Source organism: Bradyrhizobium sp. Kon58, assembly GCF_055807455.1.
Genome location: NZ_JBVVOT010000008.1, coordinates 104279 through 129791, shown reverse-complemented (window position 1 = coordinate 129791; position 25513 = coordinate 104279). Strand labels below are relative to the sequence as shown.

The 25513-nt window shown below is 65.1% G+C and carries 25 protein-coding genes and 1 pseudogene; 11 read left to right on the top strand and 15 right to left on the bottom strand.

The features are described 5' to 3' along the window. Positions 1-2: 2 nt before the first annotated feature. Entirely contained in the window at positions 3-1835 is a 1833-nt protein-coding gene (locus AC0L20_RS16535; RefSeq protein ID WP_473289746.1) for a caspase family protein, read from the bottom strand. A gap of 133 nt (positions 1836-1968) precedes the next feature. Here AC0L20_RS16535 and AC0L20_RS16530 point away from each other — a divergent pair, with 133 nt between their 5' ends. From AC0L20_RS16530 to AC0L20_RS16520, 3 genes and pseudogenes are all read left to right on the top strand, one after another. Beyond that, complete coding sequence (locus AC0L20_RS16530; protein WP_473289743.1) at positions 1969-2118, top strand: hypothetical protein; 150 nt, start codon at positions 1969-1971, stop codon at positions 2116-2118. A gap of 138 nt (positions 2119-2256) precedes the next feature. Continuing rightward, positions 2257-2940 carry a response regulator gene (locus tag AC0L20_RS16525; RefSeq protein WP_473289741.1) on the top strand — a complete coding sequence of 228 codons (684 nt, stop codon included), beginning with the start codon at positions 2257-2259 and terminating at the stop codon, positions 2938-2940. Next, positions 2937-4875 (top strand): annotated as a pseudogene (locus AC0L20_RS16520) (sensor histidine kinase). Before AC0L20_RS16525 ends, AC0L20_RS16520 begins: the two are co-directional and overlap by 4 nt. Before the next feature lie 117 nt (positions 4876-4992). Here the strand turns inward: AC0L20_RS16520 and AC0L20_RS16515 are convergent. After that, positions 4993-5274, bottom strand: a complete 282-nt coding sequence (locus AC0L20_RS16515) for a hypothetical protein (RefSeq protein ID WP_027565657.1) — start codon at positions 5272-5274, stop codon at positions 4993-4995. A 235-nt stretch (positions 5275-5509) separates the two neighbouring features. On the opposite strand from AC0L20_RS16515, the gene AC0L20_RS16510 reads away from it, so the two are divergent. Further along, entirely contained in the window at positions 5510-5734 is a 225-nt protein-coding gene (locus tag AC0L20_RS16510) for a cysteine rich repeat-containing protein (RefSeq protein ID WP_007597470.1), read from the top strand. Between the two features lie 96 nt (positions 5735-5830). On the opposite strand, the gene AC0L20_RS16505 is transcribed toward AC0L20_RS16510, so the two are convergent. The 4 genes from AC0L20_RS16505 to AC0L20_RS16490 form a co-directional block, all read right to left on the bottom strand. Then, positions 5831-6544, bottom strand: a complete 714-nt coding sequence (locus AC0L20_RS16505; RefSeq protein ID WP_247285760.1) for a hypothetical protein — start codon at positions 6542-6544, stop codon at positions 5831-5833. Positions 6545-6630: 86 nt separating this feature from the next. Next, entirely contained in the window at positions 6631-7341 is a 711-nt protein-coding gene (locus tag AC0L20_RS16500; protein ID WP_027514200.1) for a hypothetical protein, read from the bottom strand. Positions 7342-7473: 132 nt separating this feature from the next. Further along, positions 7474-7722 (bottom strand): hypothetical protein, encoded by a 249-nt coding sequence (locus tag AC0L20_RS16495; RefSeq protein ID WP_027514201.1) that lies wholly within the window; start codon positions 7720-7722, stop codon positions 7474-7476. A 141-nt stretch (positions 7723-7863) separates the two neighbouring features. Further along, entirely contained in the window at positions 7864-8838 is a 975-nt protein-coding gene (locus tag AC0L20_RS16490; RefSeq protein ID WP_473289738.1) for an NAD(P)H-dependent flavin oxidoreductase, read from the bottom strand. A gap of 109 nt (positions 8839-8947) precedes the next feature. On the opposite strand from AC0L20_RS16490, the gene AC0L20_RS16485 reads away from it, so the two are divergent. After that, a complete protein-coding gene (locus AC0L20_RS16485; RefSeq protein ID WP_473289736.1) occupies positions 8948-10510 on the top strand; it encodes an AMP-binding protein in 1563 nt (520 codons plus the stop codon). 10 nt (positions 10511-10520) lie between these two features. On the opposite strand, the gene AC0L20_RS16480 is transcribed toward AC0L20_RS16485, so the two are convergent. The 7 genes from AC0L20_RS16480 to AC0L20_RS16450 form a co-directional block, all read right to left on the bottom strand. Further along, positions 10521-11294: a thioesterase family protein gene (locus tag AC0L20_RS16480; protein ID WP_473289734.1), complete on the bottom strand. Its 774-nt coding sequence runs from the start codon at positions 11292-11294 to the stop codon at positions 10521-10523. A 90-nt stretch (positions 11295-11384) separates the two neighbouring features. Continuing rightward, entirely contained in the window at positions 11385-12353 is a 969-nt protein-coding gene (locus tag AC0L20_RS16475; RefSeq protein ID WP_007615379.1) for an NAD(P)H-dependent flavin oxidoreductase, read from the bottom strand. 150 nt (positions 12354-12503) lie between these two features. After that, on the bottom strand, positions 12504-13904 hold the full coding sequence (locus AC0L20_RS16470) for an aspartate ammonia-lyase (protein WP_473289731.1): 1401 nt from the start codon (positions 13902-13904) through the stop codon (positions 12504-12506). Positions 13905-13935: 31 nt separating this feature from the next. After that, positions 13936-14472, bottom strand: coding sequence for a hypothetical protein (locus tag AC0L20_RS16465; protein WP_473289730.1), 537 nt, complete (start codon positions 14470-14472; stop codon positions 13936-13938). A gap of 48 nt (positions 14473-14520) precedes the next feature. After that, complete coding sequence (locus AC0L20_RS16460; protein WP_456767491.1) at positions 14521-15123, bottom strand: YqaA family protein; 603 nt, start codon at positions 15121-15123, stop codon at positions 14521-14523. Positions 15124-15168: 45 nt separating this feature from the next. Next, positions 15169-15570, bottom strand: a complete 402-nt coding sequence (hisE, locus tag AC0L20_RS16455) for a phosphoribosyl-ATP diphosphatase (protein ID WP_456767490.1) — start codon at positions 15568-15570, stop codon at positions 15169-15171. Positions 15571-15685: 115 nt separating this feature from the next. Continuing rightward, positions 15686-16057: a hypothetical protein gene (locus AC0L20_RS16450; RefSeq protein WP_473289727.1), complete on the bottom strand. Its 372-nt coding sequence runs from the start codon at positions 16055-16057 to the stop codon at positions 15686-15688. Positions 16058-16281: 224 nt separating this feature from the next. On the opposite strand from AC0L20_RS16450, the gene AC0L20_RS16445 reads away from it, so the two are divergent. From AC0L20_RS16445 to AC0L20_RS16420, 6 genes are all read left to right on the top strand, one after another. Then, the gene (locus AC0L20_RS16445; RefSeq protein WP_473289725.1) at positions 16282-17328 is read left to right on the top strand and encodes an ABC transporter substrate-binding protein; all 1047 of its coding nucleotides are present in this window, start codon (positions 16282-16284) and stop codon (positions 17326-17328) included. Positions 17329-17417: 89 nt separating this feature from the next. Next, on the top strand, positions 17418-19214 hold the full coding sequence (locus AC0L20_RS16440) for a glucan ABC transporter ATP-binding protein/ permease (protein ID WP_473289724.1): 1797 nt from the start codon (positions 17418-17420) through the stop codon (positions 19212-19214). Positions 19215-19442: 228 nt separating this feature from the next. Further along, positions 19443-20891: a D-alanyl-D-alanine carboxypeptidase family protein gene (locus AC0L20_RS16435; RefSeq protein ID WP_473289722.1), complete on the top strand. Its 1449-nt coding sequence runs from the start codon at positions 19443-19445 to the stop codon at positions 20889-20891. 189 nt (positions 20892-21080) lie between these two features. Continuing rightward, positions 21081-22766 carry a long-chain fatty acid--CoA ligase gene (locus tag AC0L20_RS16430; protein WP_027514214.1) on the top strand — a complete coding sequence of 562 codons (1686 nt, stop codon included), beginning with the start codon at positions 21081-21083 and terminating at the stop codon, positions 22764-22766. A gap of 15 nt (positions 22767-22781) precedes the next feature. Beyond that, the gene (locus AC0L20_RS16425; RefSeq protein ID WP_473289720.1) at positions 22782-23336 is read left to right on the top strand and encodes a DUF924 family protein; all 555 of its coding nucleotides are present in this window, start codon (positions 22782-22784) and stop codon (positions 23334-23336) included. A gap of 117 nt (positions 23337-23453) precedes the next feature. Next, positions 23454-23939, top strand: a complete 486-nt coding sequence (locus AC0L20_RS16420) for a peroxiredoxin (RefSeq protein ID WP_027565673.1) — start codon at positions 23454-23456, stop codon at positions 23937-23939. Positions 23940-24065: 126 nt separating this feature from the next. Here AC0L20_RS16420 and rnhA read toward each other — a convergent pair whose 3' ends face one another. Continuing rightward, the gene (gene rnhA, locus AC0L20_RS16415; protein WP_247817371.1) at positions 24066-24530 is read right to left on the bottom strand and encodes a ribonuclease HI; all 465 of its coding nucleotides are present in this window, start codon (positions 24528-24530) and stop codon (positions 24066-24068) included. Continuing rightward, positions 24527-25510, bottom strand: coding sequence for a homoserine kinase (locus AC0L20_RS16410; RefSeq protein ID WP_027514216.1), 984 nt, complete (start codon positions 25508-25510; stop codon positions 24527-24529). The genes rnhA and AC0L20_RS16410 overlap by 4 nt, the downstream gene beginning before the upstream one ends. Positions 25511-25513 lie beyond the last annotated feature (3 nt).

Below are 25513 nucleotides of genomic sequence, written 5' to 3'. Positions count from 1 at the left end.
TCTCAATCGCCCTCACAGCTGCCGCTGCATGAATCGGCTCCGCCGGACGGACGTGCGCGGCCGCGCGGGCTCGGCTCCTGGCGCGATACCGCCTTCGGCTCCTGGCGCGACACCGCCTTTGGCTTCTGCGGCGGCGGATCGGGACGCCGGCGGCACACGCCCTGGGCATCCAGCACGTCATTGCCGTCGCAGACGATCTGGACGCAACGATCGCCTTCTGCCTTTTGTCCCTTGGCGCACACCAGCGGACAGACACGATCGGGCCGGCCGCGCACCGCATCGAGCACGTCGAGGCTTGCAATCTTGACGTCGAATTTGGTGCCGGCGTTTCGGTTGAAATTGTCGAGCGCCTTTTGCGACGGCGCCGTCCAGGCACCGTCGGTAGTCCCGGGATCGCAGCCGACGCGCTTCAGATGGGCCTGGAGCAGGCGGGCGATGTCCGCGGGATCCATTGCCGGCACGACAACGGGCGCAGGGGCAGGCGCAGCCGGCGGAGTTAGCGCGGCGAGTGTGGCCTGTCGCTCCCGCTCGCGCTGTTCCTGTTCGCGCCTTGCGGCCTCGATCTGCTGCTGCGCGTCCAGCGCGGCCTGCTTCTTCGCCTGCTCGACCTGAAGGGCCGCGTCCTCGGCCTGCCGGCGCGCCTCCGCAACCTGCCGCCGGGCATCGTCGAGCTCGCGCTTGGCCTGGTCGGCGATGCGTTGGCGCTCCTTCTCCAGATCGCGCCGGGCCTGCTCGGAGATCTGAAGCTTGGCCTGTTCGGCCTGGCGCGCAGCCTGCTCCTCGATCTGCTTCTTGGCGTCCTCGTTCTTCTGCCTCGCCTGCTGTTCGGCTTGCCGCCTCAGCAAGTCCGCGTTTTCACGGGCCTTCTCCGCCGCATTCAGCTTGTCGAGGGCCGCATGAGCAGACGCAGCGTAGAGGCCGCTACCGTGAACGCCGAGAAACGACGTCCATGCCTCCCTTGTGCCGATCTGCGCTGCAAATTCGTAGTCCCGCTGGGACTCCGCGTCCGGATCGATCTTTGGGGCAATTTGCGGCACCAGCGCCACCGTGTCGCCGCCGAGCGATCCGTAGACGAAGGGCTCCTGCCGCCGCCCCGTGCTCTTCAGCACCTCGTCGCGAACCCGGCCAAGCGTCAGGCGAAGATCGAGGCCCGGCGTCGCCAAATGATTGAGAAGCGCGGTCGCAAACGGGCTGTGCGCACCGTCGCCGTCGCCAGCGACCGCGCCGGCCTTGGCGGCGAACGCAATCAGCGTATCCGCCGTCGCGGGCTCGATCTTGGCAAGGCCGCGGTTCATCGAACGCGTGGCGACACTGCGTGTCATCCGCTCCGCAAACGGGTTGTCGCGGCAGGCATCGAGGATGACGAGCCGCAGCCGCTTCGCCGGATTTATCGCCTGGAGAATCCGGTCCAGCGGGACCGCCTCGTCCTCGACGTCGAAATCGCTCTGCAGCCTGGCGTCAGCCGGAATCAGGAAGTTCGCGCCGTTCACCTCGATGCCGTGACCGGCGTAATAAACTACCGCCATATCGGAATCTGCAGCAACTGCAGCAAAATCGCGCACCGCCCGCCGCATCTCGATAACGCCGAGATCCCGGCGCAGCTCGACGACGTCGAACCCCATGCGCTTGAAGACGTCGCTGATGGCGGCCGCGTCGTTGTCGGGATTGGCCAGCCGCGCGACGCTCTGGTAGTTGGACACGCCAAGGACCAGCGCCACCCGCTTGTCGGCCTGCGCGGTCGACGCCGCGACCAGCATCATAGCAACCGCCAGCGCAACACGGCCGGCGAGATGCTGCAGGCGGGACATCGGAGCCGGTGGGATCAATCCGACCATGGTGCAGGCTTCAATCCGTAAGGAGTCCTTAGGCAGGCTCCGGGAAGATTTCGAGGGTCTCCTCCCCTAAGTCAACCCGTCTGTGGCCTACCTCACTTCCCCCGTGCCGCCGTCTGCGTCAGGCCGACCTCCGGTGGCATGGCTGCGGCCGGCGAAGCTCGACGTGATCCAGGGGCCCTATCAGCAGTTCTTCAAGAACAATGCCGGTACCGCGCGCACCGTCATGCAGCGACTGCCGAGCCCGCCTATGCCGCCGGACAAGCCGGCCGCGACGAAGCAGTAGGCATCGCGTCGGGAACGCCAGAGCGATGCATTGCGCCCCCAAGATCTTGCGCCCCCATGATTATGGGTGTCGCGGCGCCCGCACCGCGGCTAAACTTGGCCCTGCGCCGCGGGGGACACGCGGTGCAGGACGATGATCATGACCGAACAGGGCGAGACGGGTGAAGCCATCACCATCCTCCTCGTCGAGGACGACGCGCCGACCTGCTGGCGGCTCCACGACGCGCTGGTCAAGGCCGGCTACGAGGTGCGCAGCGCCGGCACGCTCGCGGAGGCCCGCGCCGGACTCGGCGAGCGGGCGCCGCGCGTGCTGCTCACCGATCTGCGGCTGCCCGACGGCCACGGCGTCGAGCTGATCCGCGAGACAAGGCAACGCTTTCCCGACACCGAGATCATGGTGATCTCGGCGCTCGGCGACGAAGAGAGTGTGATCTCCGCGATCACGGTCGGCGCCACCGGCTATCTCCTGAAGGATGCGTTCCCCAACGATATCGCCACCACCGTGCGCGATCTGGTCGCCGGCCATTCGCCGATCTCGGCCTCGATCGCCCGTTTCATCGTGCGCAGAACGCAAGGTACCCCGCAGAATGCGGCCGAGCCTCCGCCGGGTCCGGCCCTCAACACCGCAAGGCTCACCCCACGCGAGATCGACATCCTCTGGGGCATCGCCAAGGGTTTCAGCTACGCCGAGATCGCGAGCCATCTCGGCCTGTCCAGGCAGACCGTGCCCGGCCACATCAAGAACATCTATCGCAAGCTCGAAGTGCACACCCGCAGCGAAGCGGTGTTCGAAGCGGTGCAGCAGGGCCTGATCAAGCTGTGAGCGAGATCGCGGCGAAGGCACCGGTCAAACCCGCGCGACGCCGGTTGCTGGTCTCGCGACTCGTGCCCTATCTGCTGCTCCAGGCGCTGATATTGGTCGCGACCGTCCTCGGGCTGCGGCTGCTCCAGCCCAGCGATCCCGACGACTTTGCGCTGAGCGAATTCTCGCTGCGCGAGGACGGCGTGGCGCGTCCCGTGACGTTGCCGCATTTCACGTCGTCACGCTATTCCCTGGCCGACCCGCCGCTCTACACCGGCGCCTTCACGTTCCGCCGCGGCGACGCGGCGTCGGGCTGGTCGGTATTCCTGCCGCGCTTCAGCAACGCGGTGGAGGTCGCAATCAACGGCGTCGTCATCCTGGATTCCCGACGCGATGCCAACGCCAACCGGCCCGACCGCAACACTCCGCAGATCGGCTCGATCCCGTCCTCGCTGCTGCGCGAGGGCGCGAACGAGATCACGGTGCAGCTGTTGGTTTGGGGACCGCTCAAGGGCTTTCTCGACACCGTCTATGTCGGGCCGGATGCGGCCTTGCGCCCGGCCTACGAGACACGCACGCTGATGTTCGTCACGTTGCCCGTGGTGTTCTCCGCCTGGCAATCGATCCTCGCCGTCATCCTGGCGATCATGTGGCTGATGCGCCGCCGCGAGCCGGTTTACGGCGTCCTGGCCGTGGCGATGGTGCTCGGCGTGGTGCAGGCCTTCGCGCCGCCGCCGGTGCCCCCCGTCAACACCTCCCGGCTCGCCGCAGTGTTGCTCGCGTCCGCACCGATCGAGAGCGCCCTGGTCGTCGTCTTCGGCGTGCTGTTCTTCGGCTGGCGCTGGCCGCGTTACGGCATGCTGCTGTTCGCGCCGGGGCTCGTCGTGTTCGGTGTCGGACTGATCGCCGGCCCGCCGCTGCCGCGCATTCTGTTTCTCCTGTTGGGGATTCCCACCGTCGGGCTCTGCCTGCTCCTGATGGCCTGCGTCACCGCTGCCGCAGTGGTGCGGCGGCAGGACGCGGCAAGCTTCACGCTCGGCTGCGCGGTAACCATCGTGCTGATATGCTGGGTCCACGACATGCTGTCGGTGTTCGAGATCGTGACCGACGAGCGCATCTTCCTGTCGCGCCTGTCCTATTCGGCGATGCTGGTCGCGATCGGCGCCGGCTTGACCTGGCGGTTCGCGCGCGCGCTGAACCAGGTCGACAGCTTTGCCGGCCAGCTCGTAACGCGCGTACGGGAGGCCGAGGAGCGGCTGAAGGCGAGCTTTGCCCGCGAGGAGGAGCGTGCACGGGCCGCCGCGCTTGCCAATGAGCGCACGCGGCTGATGCGCGACCTGCATGACGGCCTCGGCGGCCAGCTCATCAGCATCGTGGCACTGTCCGAGCGCGGGCACGAGGGCGCGACCCATCACCGACGCCGCCCGTGCGGCGCTGAAAGACCTCCGCCTCGTCATCGACTCCATGGACGACATCGGCGGGGACCTGATGCTCGCACTCGGCTCCTGGCGCGAGCGCGCGGCCGCACAATTGCGACCGCACGACATCGCACTGGACTGGCACGTGGCGACGCCGCAGGGGCTGCCGCTGCATCCCGAGCTCAGGCCATGGCATGTCATCCAGATCGTGCGCATCCTCGACGAGGCCGTGACCAATGCGGTCAAGCACGCAGAGGCCCGCCGCATCGCGGTCACCATCGAGACGGTCGACGGAGGTCAGGGACCGTACGGTGTGATCAGGGTCGCGGATGACGGCAAGGGCTTTGCGAACGGTTGTGCGCCGGTCGGCAGCGGCGGGGCCACCGACGCGAGCCAGACCGCGCGGGGCCTTCGCAACATGAGGAGCCGTGCCGCGCGCTGCGGGGCGATGCTCGATCTCGGTTCGGATTCCTCAGGCACGCGCGTGCGGCTGCAATTACCGCAGATTTTCCCCGACAGCGATGCCGCCGTCGGCTGAAAAGCCCCCTCTCCGAACGTGTGGGACGCGCGGAGAGAGGGACGGGCCGGATGATTTGCCTGCGGAGGACGGGGGGTTCGTCCGCACGGCTCCTTCGCCCGAACTCTTTCGTTGTTCTCAGCGCACGCCCACGCGATTGACCGGACCACCGCGATTCATCGGCGTGCCCGCGCGTACGCCGACACCGGGCGCACCGACCCCGGGTGTCGCCACGGCGACCGCGGCGGCCGGCGCTACCCTCACCGCTGCCGCCGGTCGTACCACGCAGCCTTTGGGTATGCCGACCGTCTTGCAATAGACCACCGCTTGCGCCGGGCTCGTGCCCAGCGACACCATCGCCGAACCTGCCAGCGCCAAAATCGTCAACCCGGCGCTCAGCGCTCCCGCTCTTTTCGACATCTTGCTCTCCTGCTTGCCGTTCGGCGTCCCGATGCAATCACCGGGTCTCGCAGCCGACGTGCAGCCTGAATGACAAAAGACGGCGCGCTGATACATGCCATGAAAATGGGGGTACGGCGGCGGGACGGGCTGGCCGATGCCATGAACATGGCATGGACCTGCGCCCGGCGGTCGCGAGATGGTCCGGCCCGCTTGATCCCAGGCGGGACCAACGACATTCCCAAGGAGGTGTTTTATGAAGATTTCGGTTCTTGCCGTGCTGCTGCTCGCCGCTACCGCCCAGACCGCCGCTGCGCAATCCGGTCCGACCCCGCAGGAGCAGATGACCTGCCGAAGCGACGCGAGCAAATTCTGCGCCGAACACATCGGCAAGCCGCCGCAGATGAATGCCTGCCTGCGCGAGAACAAGTCGAAGCTTTCGGACGGCTGCCGCAAGGTCGTGGAGTCGCACGGCGGGTGAGTGGTCGCCGTCCACAGCACAAATCTCGCCGGTGTTGCGTCAGACCATAGCCGTCGATGCGCCCGTCATAGATCGCGCGCGACGGCGAGGACGGACCTAATCGTCGTCGCCGAATAGCCTGATCTGCGGAAAGCCGCCGCGCGGCCGGCTCGGGACCTCGCGCGCATCGGCATCTTCGCGGATGTTGCGCGCGACGTCGTCCCAATCGGTCCGGTCGCGCATCCCACGCGGCTCGCGGGAATCGTAATGACGTCGCTCGGCCCAGCGCTCACGGCGCTCCGTCCGGCGCCGTTCAGACGTGGCCCGCTTGACGTCAGAATCCCTGGCCTTGGCAAAGGCGTTGTCGGGTGGGGATGACGGCTCTGTCGACGCCTGCTGTGCAGCAGGTTTCGCGAGTTGCGGAGGCGATGCCGGCGCTGGCTTGGGCGGCTCTACCGCAGCCGCTTGCGAGGGCTGTTGCGCCGGCTGTTCAGCGTTGGCCTGAGTGGTCTGCGTGCCGGGCTTCGCAGCTTCGGATTTTGCTTCAGGCGTGGACTCGGGTTTAGCGTCGGATTTGGCTTCGGCCTGCGCTGGCGCGGCGACCATGGCGCCGAAGGCTTGCGAGCCGGTGAGATATTGCAAGCGCTCGGATGGCGCGTCCGTCGTGGCGGGCTTGGCGTCGGCGCGTTGCGCCATCTTGCTGGTATCAGGCCCCTGCTTGGGCGAGACCGGATTCATGATATTGCCGGCGACAATGCCGCCACCGAGACCAATGGCTATGGCTGCGACGATGGTTCCTGCACCGACGAAATAGGCTGTCGAGGCGCGCATTGGTCCACTCCCTCTTTGGAGCGGGCAACGCCTGTCGATTGCCGGATGTTCCCGATATAGCCGCAATTCCGGAAGGAACTTGCGCGTCAGATCTGCTGCGCCACCTTCTCGAGCCCGATGATGCGGGCGAGTTTGCGCACTTCCTCTTTCTGGTCGTCACGCAGCTGGAACAGCAGCGGCATCGCGGCCGACTTCAACTGCTGGACCTCGTCGCAATTGGGATCGATCGGAACACCCTGCACGTTCGGATTGGACAGCTTGTTTGCCGAGATCTTGCGGACAACATTGCGCAGCGCGGTTTCGACCGAGGGCCAGTAATATTCTTGCGACGACGACAACTTCAGACGGTCCCTGATGCCCGCGATCTGCACGTCGGACAGCAGCGAATAGGATTTCTGCGGCTGCGGCTTGGCGACGACCTTCGGCTTGGCCGGGACTTCGACGGCAGGAATCTCTGCAGCGGCCGGAGCCTCGTTCACGCTCGCCTTGGGCATCGGGAAATCGGATGGCGTGGCGGCGGCAAACGCCTGGCGCAGCGGCTCGGTCAGCACCGGCATTTGCGAGAGCTTGTCGGCAGGGACCTGGACCGGATCGAACGCGGCCGAGGCCAGTGCGAGCGTGGGAACCAGACGATCGGCCTTGGCGGCCCGATTGGTTGCAAGCGGCTTGGGTGCCGGCGCCTGCGTGATCATCTCGGCGCTGACGCTGGGCACGCTGTCGCGGCCGAGAATGGCGGTGGTGGCGGCGCCGAGGACGAGGAAGCAGGTCAGCACGACAATGGTGATGGCTTTCGACAAACGTCTCTCCGCAACCGGCTTCAAGTCCACGTGATCACTGCCCGGAAACTGGGCGAAAATTAAGGCTTAACCGTGCCATCGCAGCGGCAATCGCGCGGACTGCGGCGACATGACATTGAAAGCTCAACAAAATCAGGCAGCTATCGCCAGATCGTAGGCGTCCTGGATGTCGGCCACGATCTCCGAGGCCTCCCAGACTCCGCGCGGCTCGACCGATTGCAGCGCCACCGTCCAATTGCCGCCCCGGCGGGTGCGCGGGACGCTGACGATGTCGAAGCGCACATTGCGGCACAGCGGATGGCGGGCCAGCGCATGGGCTACGCGAACACGAATCTCGTCCAGCGAAGCCGCCGTCTTGGCGTTCAGAAAATCGAAGTCCATCGCCTGTCCCTCTCGGTCCTGATTGGCGGCCGTGAGAGGGATTCTTGCCGGGCGTTGGTTAATCTGCCGTTAAGTGGGGGCCTCTAAGGAGCGCTCGATTAACCGTGAGGGGGGCGACGGGCCCTGTCGGTCTCCGCATTTTTACGGGGAAAGGCGGCCACCCGCCTCCCGATACTCCGCGACCGTCCGCGCGACGAGACCGTTGACCTCCATCACTTCGGTCACACCCGATATCGAATGCCCGCCGCTCCAGATATCGCGCCAGCGCTTGGGGCGGCTCTCGCGTGCGTTGACGTCGATGTCCTTGCCGATGTCGATCGCGCCGCGCGCCGGCAGATCGTCGGGGTCGAGACCGGCCGCGACGATCGACGGTTTGAGCATGCTGGTCTGCAGGCCCGTGAACGCGGTGGTCAGCAAAATGTCGTCCGCGCTGCCGTCGACCAGCATGCGCTTGTGACGCTCGTCCGCCATGCTCTCGCGCGTCGCGATGAACTTCGTGCCCATGTAGCCGAGATCGCAGCCGAGCACTTCGGCAGCGCGCAATGCGTGGCCGTCGCTGATGCCACCCGCGAGCACGATGATGCCATCGTAGAACGCGCGCACCGCGCGGACGAAGGCGAACGGGTTGAGCCAGCCAGTCTGCCCGCCTGCGCCCGCGGTAAGCAGCACGAGCCCGTCGGCACCTGCTTCCGCCGCGCGTTCGGCGTGGCGGATCGAGGCAACATCCGCAAGCACCAGCGCGCCGGCTTCATGCAGCGGCTTCAACACCGGCGCGGGCGATCCAACGGAGGTAATGACGAGCTCCGGCTTGTGGCGCAGCAGCACGGCGAGATCCTGCTCCAGCCGTGCATTGGAGCGGTGCACGATCAGGTTTGGGCACAGCGGCGCGGCCTTGCGGCCGGTTTGATCTTCATGCCGCAGCAGCCGCGCTTCGATGTCGGTGAGCCATTCATCGAGTTGTTCGGTGCTACGGCAATTCGCGCTGGGGAAGCTGCCGATCACGCCGTTGCGGCACGCCGCGACCATGAGCTCGACGCCCGACACCAGAAACATCGGCGCGGCAATCAGTGGCAGGGCGAGACGCCCGTGGAAACGTTGCAGCCGATCCGACGTCACGCATGCCTCCCCTCGCGCGGGCTTTGTCGTTCCATCCCGCATTCCCTATGCTAGCGTTGCGGCAAACATTGGCACGCCAGAAGCCGATGACAAAGCAGCGAGGAAACATATGTCCGATCCGCTCCACGCATCCTCACCGACTTGCGCGCAGGCGCTGCGGGCACTGTCGCGCTATCCCGGCCGAACTGCTTTCGCATGGCCCGGCGGATCGCTGAGCTATCAGGGCACCATCGACCTGATCGGACGCATCCAGGGCGTGTTCATGCGCCTTGGATTGCAGCCCGGCGCGCGCGTCGCCTTCCTCACCGCGAACCGCGCCGACACCTGGTGCGCCGGCGTCGCCGCGCAATTGTCGCGGCTCTGCGTCACCGGGCTGCATCCTTTGGGATCGCGGGGAGACCAGCTGTTCCAGCTCGAGGATTCCGGGGCCGAAATGCTGGTGGTCGATGCGGCCGCCTTCCGCGATCGCGGCGGCGAGCTCGCCGCGCAGGCGCCCTGGCTCAAGGCGGTCTTCACCATGGGACCGGCCGACTATGGCGTCGACCTCTTGCAGGCGATCGAGAGCGAAGGCCATGCCAGCGCGCATTGCCTCGCCGGACCCGACGATCTCTCGACGCTGAATTACACCGGTGGCACGACCGGAAAATCCAAGGGCGCGTTGCGCTACCACCGCGAAAATGCCGGGGCCGCGGCCGCTATCCTCGCCGATTTCGAGATCCCCGATGGCGCGCGCTATCTCGCCGTCGCCCCGATCAGCCATGTCGCCGGCACGAAGGTGCTGCCGACCCTGATGCGTGGCGGCACCGTACACATGCTGAAGGGTTTTGATCCCGAGGCGGTGCTGGCGACGATCGCACGCGAGCGCATCAACTTCACGCTGTTCGTGCCGACCATGATTTATGTGCTGCTCGATCATCCCGCGTTGAGCAGGACCGACCTCTCCTCGCTCGAACTGGTGCTCTATGGCGCCTCCGCGATGTCACCGAGCCGGCTGATCGAGGGGATCGAGCGCATCGGGCCAGTGTTTTCGCAACTCTACGGCCAGACCGAATGTTATCCCATCTCGGTGTTGCGCAAGGCGGATCACGATCCCAACAGGCCGGAGCTGTTCCTGTCATGCGGTTTCCCGATGGCGGCGTGCGAGGTCAAGATCCTCGACGACAACGACCAGGAAGTGAAGACGGGCGAAGCCGGCGAAATCTGCGTCCGCGCTCCACACGTCATGGCGGAATACTGGAAGCGGCCGGACATCACCGCCGAGACGCTGAAGAACGGCTGGGTGCACACCGGCGACATCGCTCGCAAGGACGATCGCGGCTACATGTTCATCCTCGACCGCAAGAAGGACATGATCGTCTCCGGCGGCTTCAACATCTTTCCGCGCGAGGTCGAGGACGTACTGTCGCAGCATGCGGACGTAGCCATGGTCGCGGTCGTCGGCATCCCCGACGAGAAATGGGGCGAAGCCGTCACCGCTGTCGTCGTCCTGCGCGAAGGCGCAAAACCTGACGCCGATGAACTGATCAATCTGGTGAAGACGCGAAAAGGCTCGGCCCATGCGCCGAAGCAGATCCAGTTCGTCAAGCAACTGCCGATGACCGGCGTCGGCAAGGTCGACAAGAAGGTGCTGCGCGCGAGCTTTTGGAGTGAACGGGGCCGGATGGTGGGATAGATGAGGTGCCTTACCGCTTCTCGATCACAAGGCTTTGCACGGCGCGGCCGAAATAGCCCTGCCGATCGGCGAGCCGCGACATCGCGAGCCCGGCACCATCGGGACCGATCCAGGAATCGCCGTCGAGCAGGATCCATTCGCCGATCGGCTGGCGCGAAAAGCTCACGGTGAGGTCGGCGTTGATATAGGTCCAGGCGCGGAAATCGAGCGACGAGGCGGTGCCGTTGGAAAAATCGGCCGCAACCACGGCGCGCATCGCCTGCGAGAGCGGTTCGCCTGCGATCAGGGGATGGTCGACGCGAAACCAGATCGCGCCGGCGCCGGCCTGGCCGAAGCGGCCGCGCGCGGCGCGCATCGACACGGATCGTACGAACGGGCTGGTGGCGGCATGACCGTCCTCGAGCAGCGAGTCCTCCGGGGACGGCAGCGTAACCGGCAGCGCCTTGACGTCTCCGGGCAGCGTCAGCGCCTGGCGCTTGATCTTGAGCACGGTGGCGCCGACCACCTGGACGCCGTCGGCGAACAGCTTGACCCCGCAGAGCTGGATCTTGCGGCCCTCGCGCAAGATCTCGGTGGCGATCGTGAGCGGCGCCACCGGCACCGGGCGCATCAGGTCGATGGTGACGCGCGCGATGTCCATTGCAACTGGCGTCGGAATGCGCTCAGCCGCCCACGTCACCAGCGAGGCCGGCGCCGAACCGTGCTGCATACGCCGGTCCCACGGGCCCGCGGCATCCGGGCTGGTGACGACGCTGTCGCCGTCGACGCGGTAGATGGGGGTCATCGGTTCTCCGTGATGCACATCCGGCGCTCAGCGAGAGCTGTCGTCCCGGCCCCCCGTGCGCAATTGCGCACTAGGCCGGGACGACTAAGATCACAACGGCGGATCGACCGCCTCGTCGTATTCCTTCTTGAAGCGCGCGATCATTTCGGCGGCGGGCACGATGCCGTCGATGCTGCCGACGCCTTGGCCTGAACCCCAGATTTCCTTCCAGGCTTTTGGCTTGGCACGCTCGCCGGAGGCATCAGTGCCGAAGTTCATCTTGGAGGGATCGGACGTCGGCAGGTTCTCCGGATCCATGCCGGCGGCGAGAATCGACGGCTTCAGATAGTTGCCGTGCACGCCGGTGAAGAGGTTGGAATAGACGATGTCGTCGGCCGTCGCGCCCGCGATCATTTCCTTGTACTTCTCGACCGCATTGGCTTCCTTGGTGGCGATGAAGGCCGAGCCGATATAGGCAAAGTCGGCGCCGAGAATGCGCGCGGCGCGGATCGCCTTGCCGTTGCCGATCGCGCCCGACAGCGCGATCGGGCCGTCGAACCATTTTCGAGTTTCGGCGACGAACGCCAACGGTGAGATCGTGCCGGCATGACCGCCCGCGCCCGCCGCGACCAGGATCAGGCCGTCGGCACCCTTCTCGATCGCCTTGTGCGCGAATTTCTGGTTGATCACGTCGTGGAAGACGATGCCGCCCCAGCCGTGCACGGCCTGATTGAGCTCCTCGCGCGCGCCGAGCGACGAGATGATCATCGGCACCTTGTACTTGGCGCAGAGCTGCATGTCATGGTCGAGCCGGTTGTTCGACTTGTGCACGATCTGGTTGACCGCAAACGGCGCCGACGGCTTGTCGGGATGCGCGCGGTCATAGGCCGCGAGCTCTTCGGTGATGCGCGCCAGCCACTCGTCAAGCAGCTCCGGCGGCCGTGCGTTCAGCGACGGAAACGAGCCGACCACGCCCGCCTTGCACTGCGCGATCACGAGATCGGGCACCGAGATGATGAAGAGCGGCGAACCGATCACCGGGATCGACAGGCGTCCCCTAAACAAGGCAGGCATGGACATTGCGGAACGGTCCTCTGTTAGCAGACGCATTGAAGGTTGGGATCCATACCAACAAGGCAATCTTTCCACTGTCAAGTATTGCGTTTTGCCGCCGTGGAGGACGGCGTTACCGCAATTCCAAGCCGCGGAATTCAGCGCGGGACGACGCCATCACGCAATCAGATCCGGATTGATCAGACGCTCGAACGAGAACATCTCGTCCCATTTCTCCTGGGTCAGCAGCTTACGCTCGACCACGACGATCTGGTGCAGCGACTTGCCGCTCTTGTAGCCCTCGCGCGCGATCTCGGCGCATTGCTTGTAGCCGAGCAGCGGCTTCAGCACCGTGACGATACCCAGCGAGTTCAGCACCATGTTGCGGGTGTGCTCCGCATTGGCAGTGATGCCCACGACGCAATTCTCGCGCAGGCTGTTGACCGCGCGCTCCATGGTGCGGATGGAGAAGAACAGCGCGAACGAGATCACCGGCTCCATCACATTGAGCTGGAGCTGACCCGCGGACGCCGCAAGCGTCACGGTGGTGTCGAGCCCGATGACGAGGAAGCTGGTCTGGTTGACGACCTCGGGGATGACAGGATTGACCTTGCCCGGCATGATCGAGGAGCCCGGCTGAAGCTGCGGCAGGTTGATCTCGTTGAAGCCAGCACGCGGGCCCGAGGCGAGCAGGCGGATGTCGTTGCAGATCTTGGTCAGCTTGCTCGCGGTGCGCTTGAGGACGCCGGAGAGCTGCACATAGGCGCCCGTATCCGACGTCGCCTCGACGAGGTCGCCTGCAAGGATGAAGTCGACGCCGGTGAGCGCGCTCAGATGCCGGACCGCGAGCTTAGGATAGCCGTGCGCAGCGGTGACGGAGGTGCCGATCGCGGTGGCGCCGAGATTGATCTCGCGCAGCAGCGCGCGGGCCTCGGAGATTCGATCGACCTCCTCGCCCATGGTGGTGCCCCAACCGCGGAATTCGGCGCCGAGTGACATCGGCACCGCGTCCTGCAAATGGGTGCGGCCCATCTTCAGCACGCGATCGAACTCCCTGCCTTTGGCGAAGAACGCCTCCTGGAGCTGACGCAGCGCCGTCATGTAGCTCTCGAGCCGCAGGATCAGCGCCAGCCGAAAGGCGGTCGGATAGGTATCGTTGGTCGACTGGCCGTAATTGACGTGATCGTTGGGGCTGACGTGCTGGTAGTCGCCCTTCGCAAAGCCGAGCGATTCCAGCGCGAGATTGGCGATCACCTCGTTGGCGTTCATGTTGGTGGAGGTGCCGGCCCCGCCCTGGATGAAGTCGGTGACGAACTGGTCCATCATATCGCCGGCGATGACGCGATCGCAGCCCACGATGATGGCCTCCGCGACCTTGGTGTCCACCGCGCCGAGATCGCGGTTGGCCATGGCGGCGGCCTTCTTGACGTAACCGAGCGCCTTCACGAAGTAAGGCTCCTGGTTCATCGGAATGCCGGTGATGTGGAAGTTCTCCTTCCCGCGGATGGTCTGGACGCCGTAATAGATGTCGTCGGCGATCTCACGCTGTCCGAGGAAGTCCTGCTCCGTGCGGCTCATGGGCGCTCCTTGCTTTGCTCGCGCGACGTCCTCAGTTCTGGCACAGCGCGCTGGTGACGAAGGTATCGGTGCGGCAGTCATCCGGCTTGCGTTGCCTGCCCGGGATCAGAACCTTGGCCGAACACTTTTCCGCGGAATCGGCATTCAGGCTCTTGCCTTCCGTGTAGCCCTTGCTCTGGCAGAGTTTGTCGGCGGCGAGCTTGCAGTCGGGCGCACCGTTCGACGAGGCCGGACAGGCCACGCGTCCCGACACCATGGTCGACGGCTTCGCCAGGCGCGACAAATCGTTCATGGTCTCGCTCGGGCTTTTGATCGGCGGCAGGATCGAGGGCAGCTTGTCGAACAGCTTGCCCATTTCGTTGATCAGCCCGGGATTTTCCTCATGCACCGGCGGCGACGGAGGGGCTGTCGAGGGCGCCGGTGCGGCCTGCGGTCCTTGCTCCTGCAAGCCGAGCGCCGGAGGTGCGGATTGCGGCCATCCGGTACCGCCGGCAACGAGCAGGAGGGAAAGCACCGCAAATATCAGCGTGCCCAGTCGCAAGACCGCATTGCCGGATCGAAGCATCATGACGGCAACCGTAGCCGAACGAGACGCGGCGGCAAAGCGCCTTGGGTGTTAGATCAATTTGACTGCGACGACAAAGCCGAGCACGAGCACCGCGGCGCCGATTGCCACCACCAATCCGAGATGCTTCTCGATCTTGACCCGGATCCAATCCCCGTAGCGGTTGAGCAGAATCGCCACGATAAAGAACCGCCCGCCACGCGCCACGATCGAGCACAGGATGAAGAGCCCGATATTGTAGCCGGCAAAGCCGGACGTGATGGTCACGAGCTTGTAGGGGATCGGTGTCAGGCCCTTGAGCAGGATGATCACGGCGCCCCATTCGGCATAGGAGGCACGGAAGGCGTCGACCTTGCCGCCGAGGCCATAGACCTCGATCAGCCAATGGCCGACCGAGTCGAAGAGCAGCGCACCGATGGCGTAGCCCAACAGCCCACCCAGCACCGACGTCGCAGTGCAGATCCCCGCATAGACCCAGGCGCGTTGCGGGCGCGCCAGTGACATGGGGATCAGCATCACGTCCGGGGGGACGGGAAAGAAGGAGCTTTCAGCGAAAGCCACGGCGCCCATGATCCAGAGCGCGTAAGGCTTGTGAGCGGCGTCGATGCACCAATCGTAGATACGTTTCAGCATGGCGCCGCGATGAAGCACCATGGGACGGATTTGTCCATGCCGAGATGGGACCGATTTGTACCAATACTAGTGGCGCTTGCGCGCGGTGCGGCCTTCGAGCGCGACGATTGGCCGCCTGGCGACACGCGGTGACGCACCTTTGGGCAGTTTCATCGCCGACTTCGGCAGCTTCTCGGCGATGCCGAGCATGTCTTCACGCCGCGTCATCTCGCGCCAGACGTCCTCGGGGCGCACGCCGGCCGAGGCCCAGAGCACGGTCAGATTGTAGAGCAGGTCGGCGCTTTCCCGGATCACGGCTTCGCTATCGCCGTTGACCGCGTCGATGACGACCTCGATAGCCTCTTCAGCCAGCTTCTTCGCCATTTTTGACGGGCCGCGCTGAAACAGCCGCGCGGTGCGCGATGTTGCCGGATCAAGGTCCCTGGCCGCGAGCACAGCCAGATATAGCCGCTCAAGCGAATCACTCATGTACGCAAAGCTACTCTAAACCCATAGCGGGGACGTTAACGCACGACAACAAAAGCAAAAAGCCGGCCGTCGCGGCAAGCGCGACGGCCGGCTGGTCAACACTTGCTAGCCAAAGCTAGTAGCAATTCGAAAGGTTACCTTGGCCGCCTTGCGCGGACTGGTACGGGCCGCCGCAACGGTGATACGGGCGCGGACCGATATACGAGTCGCCGCCGTAATAGACCGGACCGTCGTCGTAGTAGACCGGGCCGCCGCCGTAATAGGCAGGAGCATCATAGGCGTAGGCGTCACGAGTCGCTGCGATTGCGAGGCCGGTGCCGATAGCACCGGCAATGGCCGCGCCGGCAAGGGCCGCACCGCCGCCGCCACCATGCCAATGACGGCCGCCCGCGTATGAAGCGGTCGGAGCCATTGCGGTCAGCGCCAGCACCGCGGCGGTAGCGAGAACGGCCTTACGGCCGACAAATCCCGAAAATCTATCAAACATGTCCTGGACCCTCCTTGGGACCTCGAATGGTGCCTGATGACAGGCTCGTGTCTCTCAAACACCCGCATCCCATGTTGGGTTCCCCTACCCCAACACAAGCTGAACGGGGTTGCGTGATCGTGACGCAACCGCCGCTCATCCGCCGTTCATATTGGCGCGGACAAGCTTGTCGCCAGCCGGCGCTCCGAGCGTCACCAAATCATAACACCGAACCGGCGCGACTGATGTTCGAATTCGCGACAATCGCTCTTCGCGGCCTGCTGGCCGCTGCAATTTCTCTTGCGGCGCTCACTGCGCGCGATGCTACCGCGGCCGAAACCGCCGCGCCCTCCATTGCAATCCACTTCACTTTCGACCGCCCGATCGATGCGAGCATGGCGCCGTTCTTTCTTGCCGCAAAGGACGGCAGCTTTAGCGCCGAACGTCTCAACGTCTCCTTCAGCAGCGCGGCCGGATCGCCGGAGGCGCTTGCGCGCGTCGCCAAGGGCGACAGCGAGCTCGCGCTCGTCGACATCAACGAGTTGATCCGCTTCCGCGACAAGGATGCGACACCGGTCAAGGCGGTGTTCGTGCTGTTCAACCGCGCGCCCTACGCGATCGTCGCCCGCAGGAGCCGTGGCATCCACCTCCTGCCCGACCTGGACGGCAAGACCGTCGGCGTTGCCGATAGCGATCTGTCGATGCGGCTGTGGCCGGCGCTGGCGCAGCAGAACGGCATCAACGCGGCTCACGTGAAATTCCACAAGATCAGCGCCGCGGTGCGCGAGCCGATCCTCTCCGCGGGACAGGTCGATGCCGTCGCCGGCTTCAGCTATCTCTCGGCAGTGAACCTGCGCGACCGCGGCGTACCAGGCGGCGATCTCGTCGCGCTTCGGTATGCCGATTATGGTTGCGAGGCCTATGGCTTTGCCGTCGTGGTCAACCCGGCTTTCGCCGCGGCCAAGCCGGACACCGTGAAGGGATTCGTTCGCGCATTGATCGCCGGCATCAACGCGACCGTCAAGGAGCCGGCGCGCGCGGCGGACGAGGCCGCGAGCCGCATTGAGGACGGCGACCGCGATCTTGAGCTGGAGCGCCTGCGCACCGTCCTCGTTGACAACATCCTGACCGACGAGGTCCGCCGCAACGGCCTCGGTGATATCGACCCGGCGCGCATGGATCGCGCGATCGACCAGATCGGGCAGGATTTCAAATTCCGCAAACGACCGGCGGCGGGCGACATCTTCGACGGCGGGTTCTTGCCGCCCGTTGCAGGGCGGTTGATCAACTGAGCAAAACCGGCAGCTTCCGCTATATCTCGCAGCCGATCCCTGATTAGAGTATGGGCTCACTCCGTTCTATCCGCCCGAGCTCCTCGCCCATGCCCATTCTCCGCCTCTACACCCGCGTTCTCGAGCTGCTCGGCAAGGAGGCACGGCTGGGCTGGCTGCTCGCGATCGTCAATCTCCTGCTTGCGGGTTCGCAATTCGCCGAGCCGGTGCTGTTCGGCCGGATCGTCGATGTGCTCTCGGGCAAGACGGTCGCAGGCTCCAACTCGGCCTGGCCGTTCCTGGTTGCATGGGTCGCGTTCGGGCTGTTCACCATCGCCTGCAGCGCGCTCGTGGCGTTGCAGGCCGACCGGCTCTCCCACCGCCAGCGGCAGGCCGTCCTGACCGACTATTTCGAGCACATCCTGCAACTGCCGCTGACCTTCCATTCCGGCACGCATTCGGGCCGGCTGATGAAGGTCATGCTCAACGGCACCGATGCGCTGTGGCGGCTGTGGCTGGGCTTCTTCCGCGAGCATTTTGCCGCCATCCTCTCGGTCGTGGTGCTGCTGCCGCTGTCGCTCTACCTGAACTGGCGGCTTGCAATCCTGCTGTTCGTGCTCTGCATCGTCTTCACCGCGCTGACAACTTTCGTGGTGCGCAGAACCTTCGGCATGCAGATGGAGGTGGAGGAGCACTACAGCGAGCTCTCAGCGCGCGCGTCCGACGCCCTTGGCAACGTCGCGCTGGTGCAGAGTTTCGTCCGCGTCGAATCCGAGGTGAAGGGCCTGCGCTCCGTCGCCGACCAGTTGCTAGCAGCGCAAATGCCGGTGCTGTCGTGGTGGGCCCTCGTCACCGTCATCACGCGCGCCTCCACCACGATCACCGTGCTCGCGATCTTCACTTTCGGCATCGCGCTGCACGACCAGGGGCTGACCTCGGTCGGCGAGATCGTGATGTTCGTGAGCTTCGCGACGCTTCTGATCCAGAAGCTGGAGCAGGTCGTGAGCTTCATCAACAACGTGTTCATGGAAGCCCCGCGCCTGCGCGAGTTCTTCAACGTGCTCGATGCGGTGCCCGCGGTGCACGACCGGCACGACGCGATCGATGCGGGTCGGCTCTCCGGCCTCGTCGAATTCAACGACGTCACCTTCTCCTATGACGGCAAGCGGCCGGCGGTCGAGGACCTCTCCTTCACCGCGCTTCCCGGCCAGACCATCGCGCTGGTCGGCGCAACCGGCGCCGGCAAGTCGACGGCGATTGCGCTGCTGCATCGCGCCTTCGATCCGCAGTCCGGCTTCATCAGGATTGACGGCATGGACGTGCGCGGGGTGACGCTGACATCGCTGCGGCGGAACATCGGCGTGGTCTTTCAGGAGGCGCTGCTGTTCAACCGCTCGATCGCGGAGAATTTGCGCGTCGGCAAGCCTGATGCCACCGAGGTCGAGATGCGCAAGGCGGCGGAGCGCGCGCAGGCGCTCGAATTCATCGAGCGCAGCGGCGGCTTCGAGACCAATGCCGGCGAGCGCGGCCGCATGCTGTCCGGCGGCGAGCGCCAGCGGCTGTCGATCGCCCGTGCACTGCTGAAGGATCCGCCGATTCTGATCCTGGACGAGGCGACCAGCGCACTCGACGCCGTCACCGAGGCAAAGGTGAATACCGCTCTCGACGAAGTGATGAAGGGCCGCACCACCTTCGTGATCGCCCATCGCCTCTCCACCATCCGCAATGCCACGCGCATCCTGGTGTTCGAGAATGGACGTGTGATCGAAAGCGGAACTTTTGATGAACTCGTGGCCAAGGGCGGCCATTTCGCCGACCTCGCCAGGGCTCAGTTCATGGTTCAGGAGAACGCACGGGCCAGCGTGACAGCGGCTGAGGCTGCCGCGACGGCCGCCAAATCATCTTAGCAAGTCGCCTTGGCAAGTCGCCTAGGCAAGTCACCTTGGCAAGTCCCCATCATATCGTCGAAATTCGGCCCATTTCATTGCGGAATACCCCGCTGATGCCCCTATTCCCGACGCACCAGCCGGTATAGGTTTGCGGCGCCGCAAGCGGCGGCGCTGGATTTCAGAACCGAACATCAGATCACGAGAGCCGACCGGAACCGGCGGGTCTCCAAGGACCGGAATCGGATAGTGCACGCTCTTCGCCCGCTGCTTCGTCAATCCCTGTTCAACCTGCTCGCCGCGGCACTCGCATGCGGCGCATTGCTCGCACCGCGCGCGGCGAGCGCCGAAGCGCTGCTCCTGATCGAGGCCGATAGCGGCAAGGTGCTGCAGGCGGAAAACGCGACCATTCCCTGGTATCCGGCTTCCGTCACCAAGATCATGACCGCCTATGTGACGCTGAAGGCGGTCAAGGACGGCAAGCTCACACTCGACACAATCCTCACGGTTTCGCCGACCGCAGCCTCGCAGTCGCCCTCGAAGATGGGGTTCCGCCCAGGAACGCAGCTTACCGTCGACAACGCCCTCAAGATGATGATGGTGAAATCGGCGAACGATATGGCCGTCGTGCTCGCCGAAGGCGTCGGCGGTTCGATCGACGGCTTCTCGGCGCTGATGAACGACACTGCGCAGAAGCTCGGCATGACGCAGACGAGCTACGTCAATCCGAACGGCCTGCCCGCCGACGGACAGATCACCTCCGCGCGGGATCTCGGCATTCTCGCGCGCTCGTTCCTGCGCGACCTGCCCGAGTACGAGTATTTCGTGCACATTCCGGCAATCCGCTTCGGCAAGCGCGTCACCGGCAATTTCAACAAGCTGATCGGCCGCTATCCCGGCGCCGACGGTTTCAAGACCGGCTTCATCTGCGCCTCCGGTTACAACCTCGTCGCATCGGCCACCCGCAACGGCCGCCGGCTGATCGCCGTCGTGCTGGGCGCCAATTCCGGGACCGCGCGCGCGGTGAAGGCGGCGCAGCTGCTGGAGCGCGGCTTCTCGCAAGACAATCTCACCTGGCTCCGGCCCTCGCTCGGCACCGTCGACAAGCTGGTGCCGGTCGACGCCTCGCCGCCGAACCTGCGTGACGACATGTGCGGCGGCCATCGCAAGCGGCCAGCCAGCGACGATGACGACGCACTGATCGCGACCAATGGCGGCACGTCAGGGTCCGCCTCGGCCACGGGCGGCGAAGCTCAGGTCACCTTCTTCACGGCCGGGCTTCAGCCGCCGCTGATGAAGGCCTCCGAGCTGATGGCCTCGGCCCCGGCGGCGGCCGAGCCCGTACTGGTCTATACCGGTCCGACCCGCACCGGGACTGCGCTGATCGCGGCGGTCGCAGCCGATGCCGACCAGCAGGCCACGCCAAAGCCGCGTGGCAAGAAGTCGCGCGTCGCCAAAAAGCCCGACGCGGCAGACAAGCCGAAGGATGCCAAGACGGCGGCGGCAAAGCCCGACAGCAAGCCGGTGGCGGCCGCCAAGCCGGCCGACGGCAAATCCGCAGCCAAGCCGGCCGGTACCAAGCATGCCGCAGCCAAGCCCGATGCGGCGGCAAAGCCCGCGGCAAGCGGCGAGCAGGCAGCCAAACCCGCCAAGCCCAAAGCCGCGACCAAGCCCGCCAAACCGGCCAACAACAGTTAACGGCCGACGCGAGGCGAGACCGCGCCGCACTTCGCACTTGCGGCAGCGCCATTGCGAGGATTCCGGTAGCCACTCCCTGACGTTTGTCTTAAGCCTCGACCGCTTGCCACCCGTTCCGGCAGGCTCGATACTGACGGCAATGAGGCAAGCCCGAGACACAACGGGCTCTGGTCAATGAGGGGAGTTTCCATGGAGCGCATCTGGCTTAAGCAATATCCGCCCGGCGTCCCCGCCGATATCGAGCCGACGCAATATTCATCGCTGGTCGATCTTCTGGAGGAGAGCTTCGCCAAGTTCGCCGACCGCAAGGCGTTCATCTGCATGGACAAGTCGATCAGCTATCGCGATCTCGACCAGATGTCGCTGGCGATGGCATCCTACCTGCAAGGACGAGGCCTGCAACGCGGCGCCCGTGTCGCGATCATGATGCCGAACGTGCTGCAATATCCGGTCGCGACCGCGGCCGTGCTGCGCGCCGGTTTCGCCGTGGTCAATGTCAATCCGCTCTACACGCCGCGCGAGCTCGAGCACCAGCTCAAGGATTCCGGCGCCGAAGCCATCATCGTGCTGGAGAATTTCGCCCACACCGTCGAGCAGGTGATCGCGAAGACGCAAGTCAAGCACGTCATCGTCGGCAGCATGGGCGACCTGCTCGGCTTCAAGGGCGTGATCGTCAATCTGGTCGTCCGCCGCGTCAAGAAGATGGTGCCGGCCTGGTCGCTGCCGGGCGCGGTGTCCTTCAACGACGCGATCTCCGCGGGCCGCTCTCTGGCCTTCAACAAGCCGAAGCTGTCGCCGGGCGACGTCGCCTTCCTGCAATATACCGGCGGCACCACCGGCGTGTCCAAGGGTGCCACCCTGCTTCATCGCAACATCGTCGCCAACGTCCTGCAGAACGACGCCTGGCTGCAGCCGGCGATGGCCGCGCCGCCGCATGTCGATCAACTGATGGTCGTCTGCGCGCTGCCGCTCTATCACATCTTCGCGCTGACGGCCTGCTACCTGCTCGCAGTGCGCGCCGGCGGCTGCAATCTCCTGATCCCCAATCCGCGCGACATCCCGGGCTTCATCAAGGAATTGGCGAAGTACCAGGTCAACAACTTCCCGGCCGTGAACACGCTCTACAACGGCCTGATGCACCATCCCGACTTCAAGAAGCTCGACTTCTCCAAGCTGAAGATCTCGAACGGTGGCGGCATGGCGGTGCAGCGCCCCGTCGCCGAGCAGTGGAAGGCGATCACGGGCTGCTCCATCGCCGAAGGCTACGGCCTGTCGGAGACGTCTCCGACGCTGACCTGCAACACCACGACCGATCCCGAGTTCAACGGCACCATCGGCATCCCCGTGCCCTCGACCTGGATCTCGATCCGCGACGACGACGGCAACGAGATGCCGCTCGGCCAGCCCGGCGAGATCTGCGCCAAGGGCCCGCAGGTGATGTCGGGCTACTGGAACAGGCCGGAGGAGACCGCCAAGGTGATGACCGCGGACGGCTATTTCCGCACCGGCGACATCGGCATCATGGACGAGAGGGGCTACACCAAGATCGTCGACCGCAAGAAGGACATGATCCTGGTCTCCGGCTTCAACGTCTATCCGAACGAGATCGAGGAAGTGATCGCGAGCAACCCCGGGGTGCTCGAATGCGCCGTCATCGGCATTCCCGATTCCAAGTCGGGAGAGGCGGTGAAGGCGTTCGTGGTCAAGAAGGACCCGAACCTCACGGCGGAGGCCCTGGTCAAGTTCTGCCAGGAGCAGCTGACGGGCTACAAGGTGCCCAAGCACATCGAATTCCGCACCGACCTGCCGAAGACCAACGTCGGCAAGATCCTGCGCCGGCAGCTGCGCGACGAGAAGAAGGCGGAGGCGGCGTAAGCGCCTCTTTCGTTCATGACCGACGACAGCAACATCAGTCCGGCCGGCATCCTCGCCTTCTGGCGCGAGGCCGGCCGCGATGCCTGGTACGAACGCAACGACGTATTCGACGCGGAGGTCAGGCGCCGCTTTCTCGCGCTGTGGCAGAAGGCGGTCGCTGGCGAGCTCTCGTCATGGGAGGCGACCGACGAGGGCGCACTCGCGCTCGTCATCGTGCTCGACCAGTTTCCGCGCAACATGTTTCGCGGCACGTCGCAGGCCTTTGCCAGCGACGCGTTGGCGCGCGACGTCGCCCGCCGCGCCATTGCGCGGGGTGCAGATCAAAGGATCGACCCGGTCCTGCTCGAATTCCTCTATTTGCCCTTCATGCATTCCGAGCACCTGCCCGACCAATTGCACTGCATCGCCCTGTTTCAAAACACCGACAATGCCGAAAACCTGAAATACGCGCGTGAGCACGCCGACATCATCCGGCGGTTTGGCCGCTTCCCCCACCGCAACCGTCTGCTCGGCCGCGACACCACGCCGGACGAGCAGGCCTTCCTCGACGGCGGCGGGTTCGCCGGCTGATGACATAAAGGTGAAGGTCCCGCCCTCACCGCCTCCGGGTCACTATCCGTGCCGGCAATATTGTGCAGGCCCGCCGCACGGTCTAAAAAGCGGGACCGATTTTCAGGGAGACTGACGATGGCGATCCAGACTGGCGACAAACTGCCCGAGGCGAAATTCCGCGTGATGACGGCCGAAGGCCCGCAGGTGAAGACCACCGACGACATCTTCAAGGGCAAGAAAGTGGCGCTGTTCGCGGTGCCCGGCGCCTATACCGGCACCTGCCACAAGATGCATCTGCCGAGCATCTTTCTCAATGCCTACGCCCTGAAGGACAAGGGCGTCGACACCATCGCCATCGTCTCCGTCAACGACGCCTTCGTCATGAACGCCTGGAAGCGCGACACCGACCAGCGCGACGAGGCCATCTTCCTGGCCGACGGCAATGCCGACTTCGCCAAGGCGATCGGCATGGAGCTCGACGCTTCCGGCAACGGTCTCGGTATCCGTTCCAAGCGCTATTCGATGCTGGTCGAGGACGGCGTGGTCAAGAAGCTGAACCTCGAGGCGATGCCTGGCAAGGTCGAGGTGTCTGGCGGCGATACTCTGCTCGGGCAGCTGTAAGTTTTAGACCCTGCCCTTTCCAAGGATGACGTCATGCCCGGGCTTGTCCCGGGCATCCACGTTCTTGGTCTTGCGCGGCAAGGCGTGGATGGCCGGGTCAAGCCCGGCCATGACGAACAAAGTGACCTACTCCGCTACCCGCGCCTGCAACCGCGCCTTCACAATCCCGTCCCTCGCGAGCTGATCGGCGCGTTCGTTCTCGGGATGCCCTGCATGGCCCTTGACCCAGTGCCAGCGCACGTCATGAGCCTTCAGCGCAGCATCGAGGCGCTGCCATAGCTCGACATTCTTCACCGGCTTCTTGTCGGCGGTGCGCCAGCCGTTGCGCTTCCAGCCGTGGATCCAGCCGGTGATGCCCTGACGGACATATTGGCTGTCGGTATAGAGATCGACCGTGCACGGCTTCTTCAGCGCTTCCAACGCGGAGATCGCCGCCATCAATTCCATCTGGTTGTTGGTGGTGTGGCGCTCACCACCGTTCAGTTCTTTTTCCTTGTCGCCGAACTTCAGGATCGCGCCCCAGCCGCCGGGCCCCGGATTTCCCGAGCAGGCGCCGTCGGTGTAGATCGTGACGTTGGGAAGCTCGCTCACGCCACCAGCCCCGACGGCATCAGCCCGTAGTCGCGCACGCTGGAAACGCTCTGGTGGAAGCGCAGCTTGCGGACATATTCCAGCGGATCCTTCGGCCGAACCAGCGCGCCGGGCGGAACGTTGAGCCAATCGACCAGCCGCGTCAGCAGGAAGCGCATCGCGGCGCCCCGCGCGAGCAGCGGCAGCGCGGCCTCTTCCGCCTCGGACAGCTTTCGCACACGGCCATAGGCGTTGAGGAAGGCCCGCGCCTTGGTGACGTTGAAGGAATGATCCGGCTCGAAGCACCAGGCGTTGAGGCAGATCGCGACGTCATAAGCCAGCATATCATTGCAGGCGAAAGTGAAGTCGATGATCCCAGAGAGCTTGTCGCCCAGGAAGAAGACGTTGTCGTTGAAGAGGTCGGCGTGGATCACGCCTTCGGGCAGCTGCGTCGGCCAGACCCCGCTCTCGAGGTAGTCGAGCTCGTGGCTCAGGAAGGCGCGCAGGCCGGGCTGCACCTCGTCGGCCCGCTGTGACGCCGCATCGAACAGCGGCCGCCAGCCCGGGACCGACAGCGCGTTCGCACGCCTGATCGCGAAATTCGCGCCGGCCAGATGCATCCTGGCGAGCCCCTCGCCGACGCCGGCGCAATGGGCCGCGTTCGGCTTGCGCGGCCAGACGCCTTCGAGAAAGGTGATGATCGCGGCCGGCCGGCCCGACAGCTCGCGCAACGCCTCGCCGTCCGTTCCCTTCACCGGCAGCGGGCAATTGACGCCGTGCTCGGCCAGATGCGTCATCAGCGCGAGGAAGAACGGCAAATCGTTCTTCGCCACGCGCTTCTCATAGAGCGTGAGGATGAACGACCCCTTGGTCGTATGCAGCAGGAAGTTGGAATTTTCGACGCCCTCGGCGATGCCCTTGTAGGAGAGCAACTCGCCGAGATCGTATTGGTTGAGGAAGTCCGCAAGCTCGTCGGCGGCAACGTCGGTGTAGACCGCCATGAA

Coding starts and splice junctions, on each gene's coding strand:
- AC0L20_RS16525 (WP_473289741.1), top strand. CDS start 2,257: ATGACCGAACAGGGCGAGACGGGTGAAGCCATCACCATCCTCCTCGTC.
- AC0L20_RS16475 (WP_007615379.1), bottom strand. CDS start 12,353: ATGTCCATGCCTGCCTTGTTTAGGGGACGCCTGTCGATCCCGGTGATC.
- AC0L20_RS16495 (WP_027514201.1), bottom strand. CDS start 7,722: ATGGACTTCGATTTTCTGAACGCCAAGACGGCGGCTTCGCTGGACGAG.
- AC0L20_RS16430 (WP_027514214.1), top strand. CDS start 21,081: ATGGAGCGCATCTGGCTTAAGCAATATCCGCCCGGCGTCCCCGCCGAT.
- AC0L20_RS16460 (WP_456767491.1), bottom strand. CDS start 15,123: ATGGTGCTTCATCGCGGCGCCATGCTGAAACGTATCTACGATTGGTGC.
- AC0L20_RS16515 (WP_027565657.1), bottom strand. CDS start 5,274: ATGTCGAAAAGAGCGGGAGCGCTGAGCGCCGGGTTGACGATTTTGGCG.
- AC0L20_RS16465 (WP_473289730.1), bottom strand. CDS start 14,472: ATGATGCTTCGATCCGGCAATGCGGTCTTGCGACTGGGCACGCTGATA.
- AC0L20_RS16470 (WP_473289731.1), bottom strand. CDS start 13,904: ATGAGCCGCACGGAGCAGGACTTCCTCGGACAGCGTGAGATCGCCGAC.
- AC0L20_RS16440 (WP_473289724.1), top strand. CDS start 17,418: ATGCCCATTCTCCGCCTCTACACCCGCGTTCTCGAGCTGCTCGGCAAG.
- AC0L20_RS16450 (WP_473289727.1), bottom strand. CDS start 16,057: ATGTTTGATAGATTTTCGGGATTTGTCGGCCGTAAGGCCGTTCTCGCT.
- AC0L20_RS16420 (WP_027565673.1), top strand. CDS start 23,454: ATGGCGATCCAGACTGGCGACAAACTGCCCGAGGCGAAATTCCGCGTG.
- AC0L20_RS16445 (WP_473289725.1), top strand. CDS start 16,282: ATGTTCGAATTCGCGACAATCGCTCTTCGCGGCCTGCTGGCCGCTGCA.
- AC0L20_RS16485 (WP_473289736.1), top strand. CDS start 8,948: ATGTCCGATCCGCTCCACGCATCCTCACCGACTTGCGCGCAGGCGCTG.
- AC0L20_RS16505 (WP_247285760.1), bottom strand. CDS start 6,544: ATGCGCGCCTCGACAGCCTATTTCGTCGGTGCAGGAACCATCGTCGCA.
- AC0L20_RS16410 (WP_027514216.1), bottom strand. CDS start 25,510: ATGGCGGTCTACACCGACGTTGCCGCCGACGAGCTTGCGGACTTCCTC.
- AC0L20_RS16535 (WP_473289746.1), bottom strand. CDS start 1,835: ATGGTCGGATTGATCCCACCGGCTCCGATGTCCCGCCTGCAGCATCTC.
- AC0L20_RS16425 (WP_473289720.1), top strand. CDS start 22,782: ATGACCGACGACAGCAACATCAGTCCGGCCGGCATCCTCGCCTTCTGG.
- AC0L20_RS16480 (WP_473289734.1), bottom strand. CDS start 11,294: ATGACCCCCATCTACCGCGTCGACGGCGACAGCGTCGTCACCAGCCCG.
- hisE (WP_456767490.1), bottom strand. CDS start 15,570: ATGAGTGATTCGCTTGAGCGGCTATATCTGGCTGTGCTCGCGGCCAGG.
- AC0L20_RS16510 (WP_007597470.1), top strand. CDS start 5,510: ATGAAGATTTCGGTTCTTGCCGTGCTGCTGCTCGCCGCTACCGCCCAG.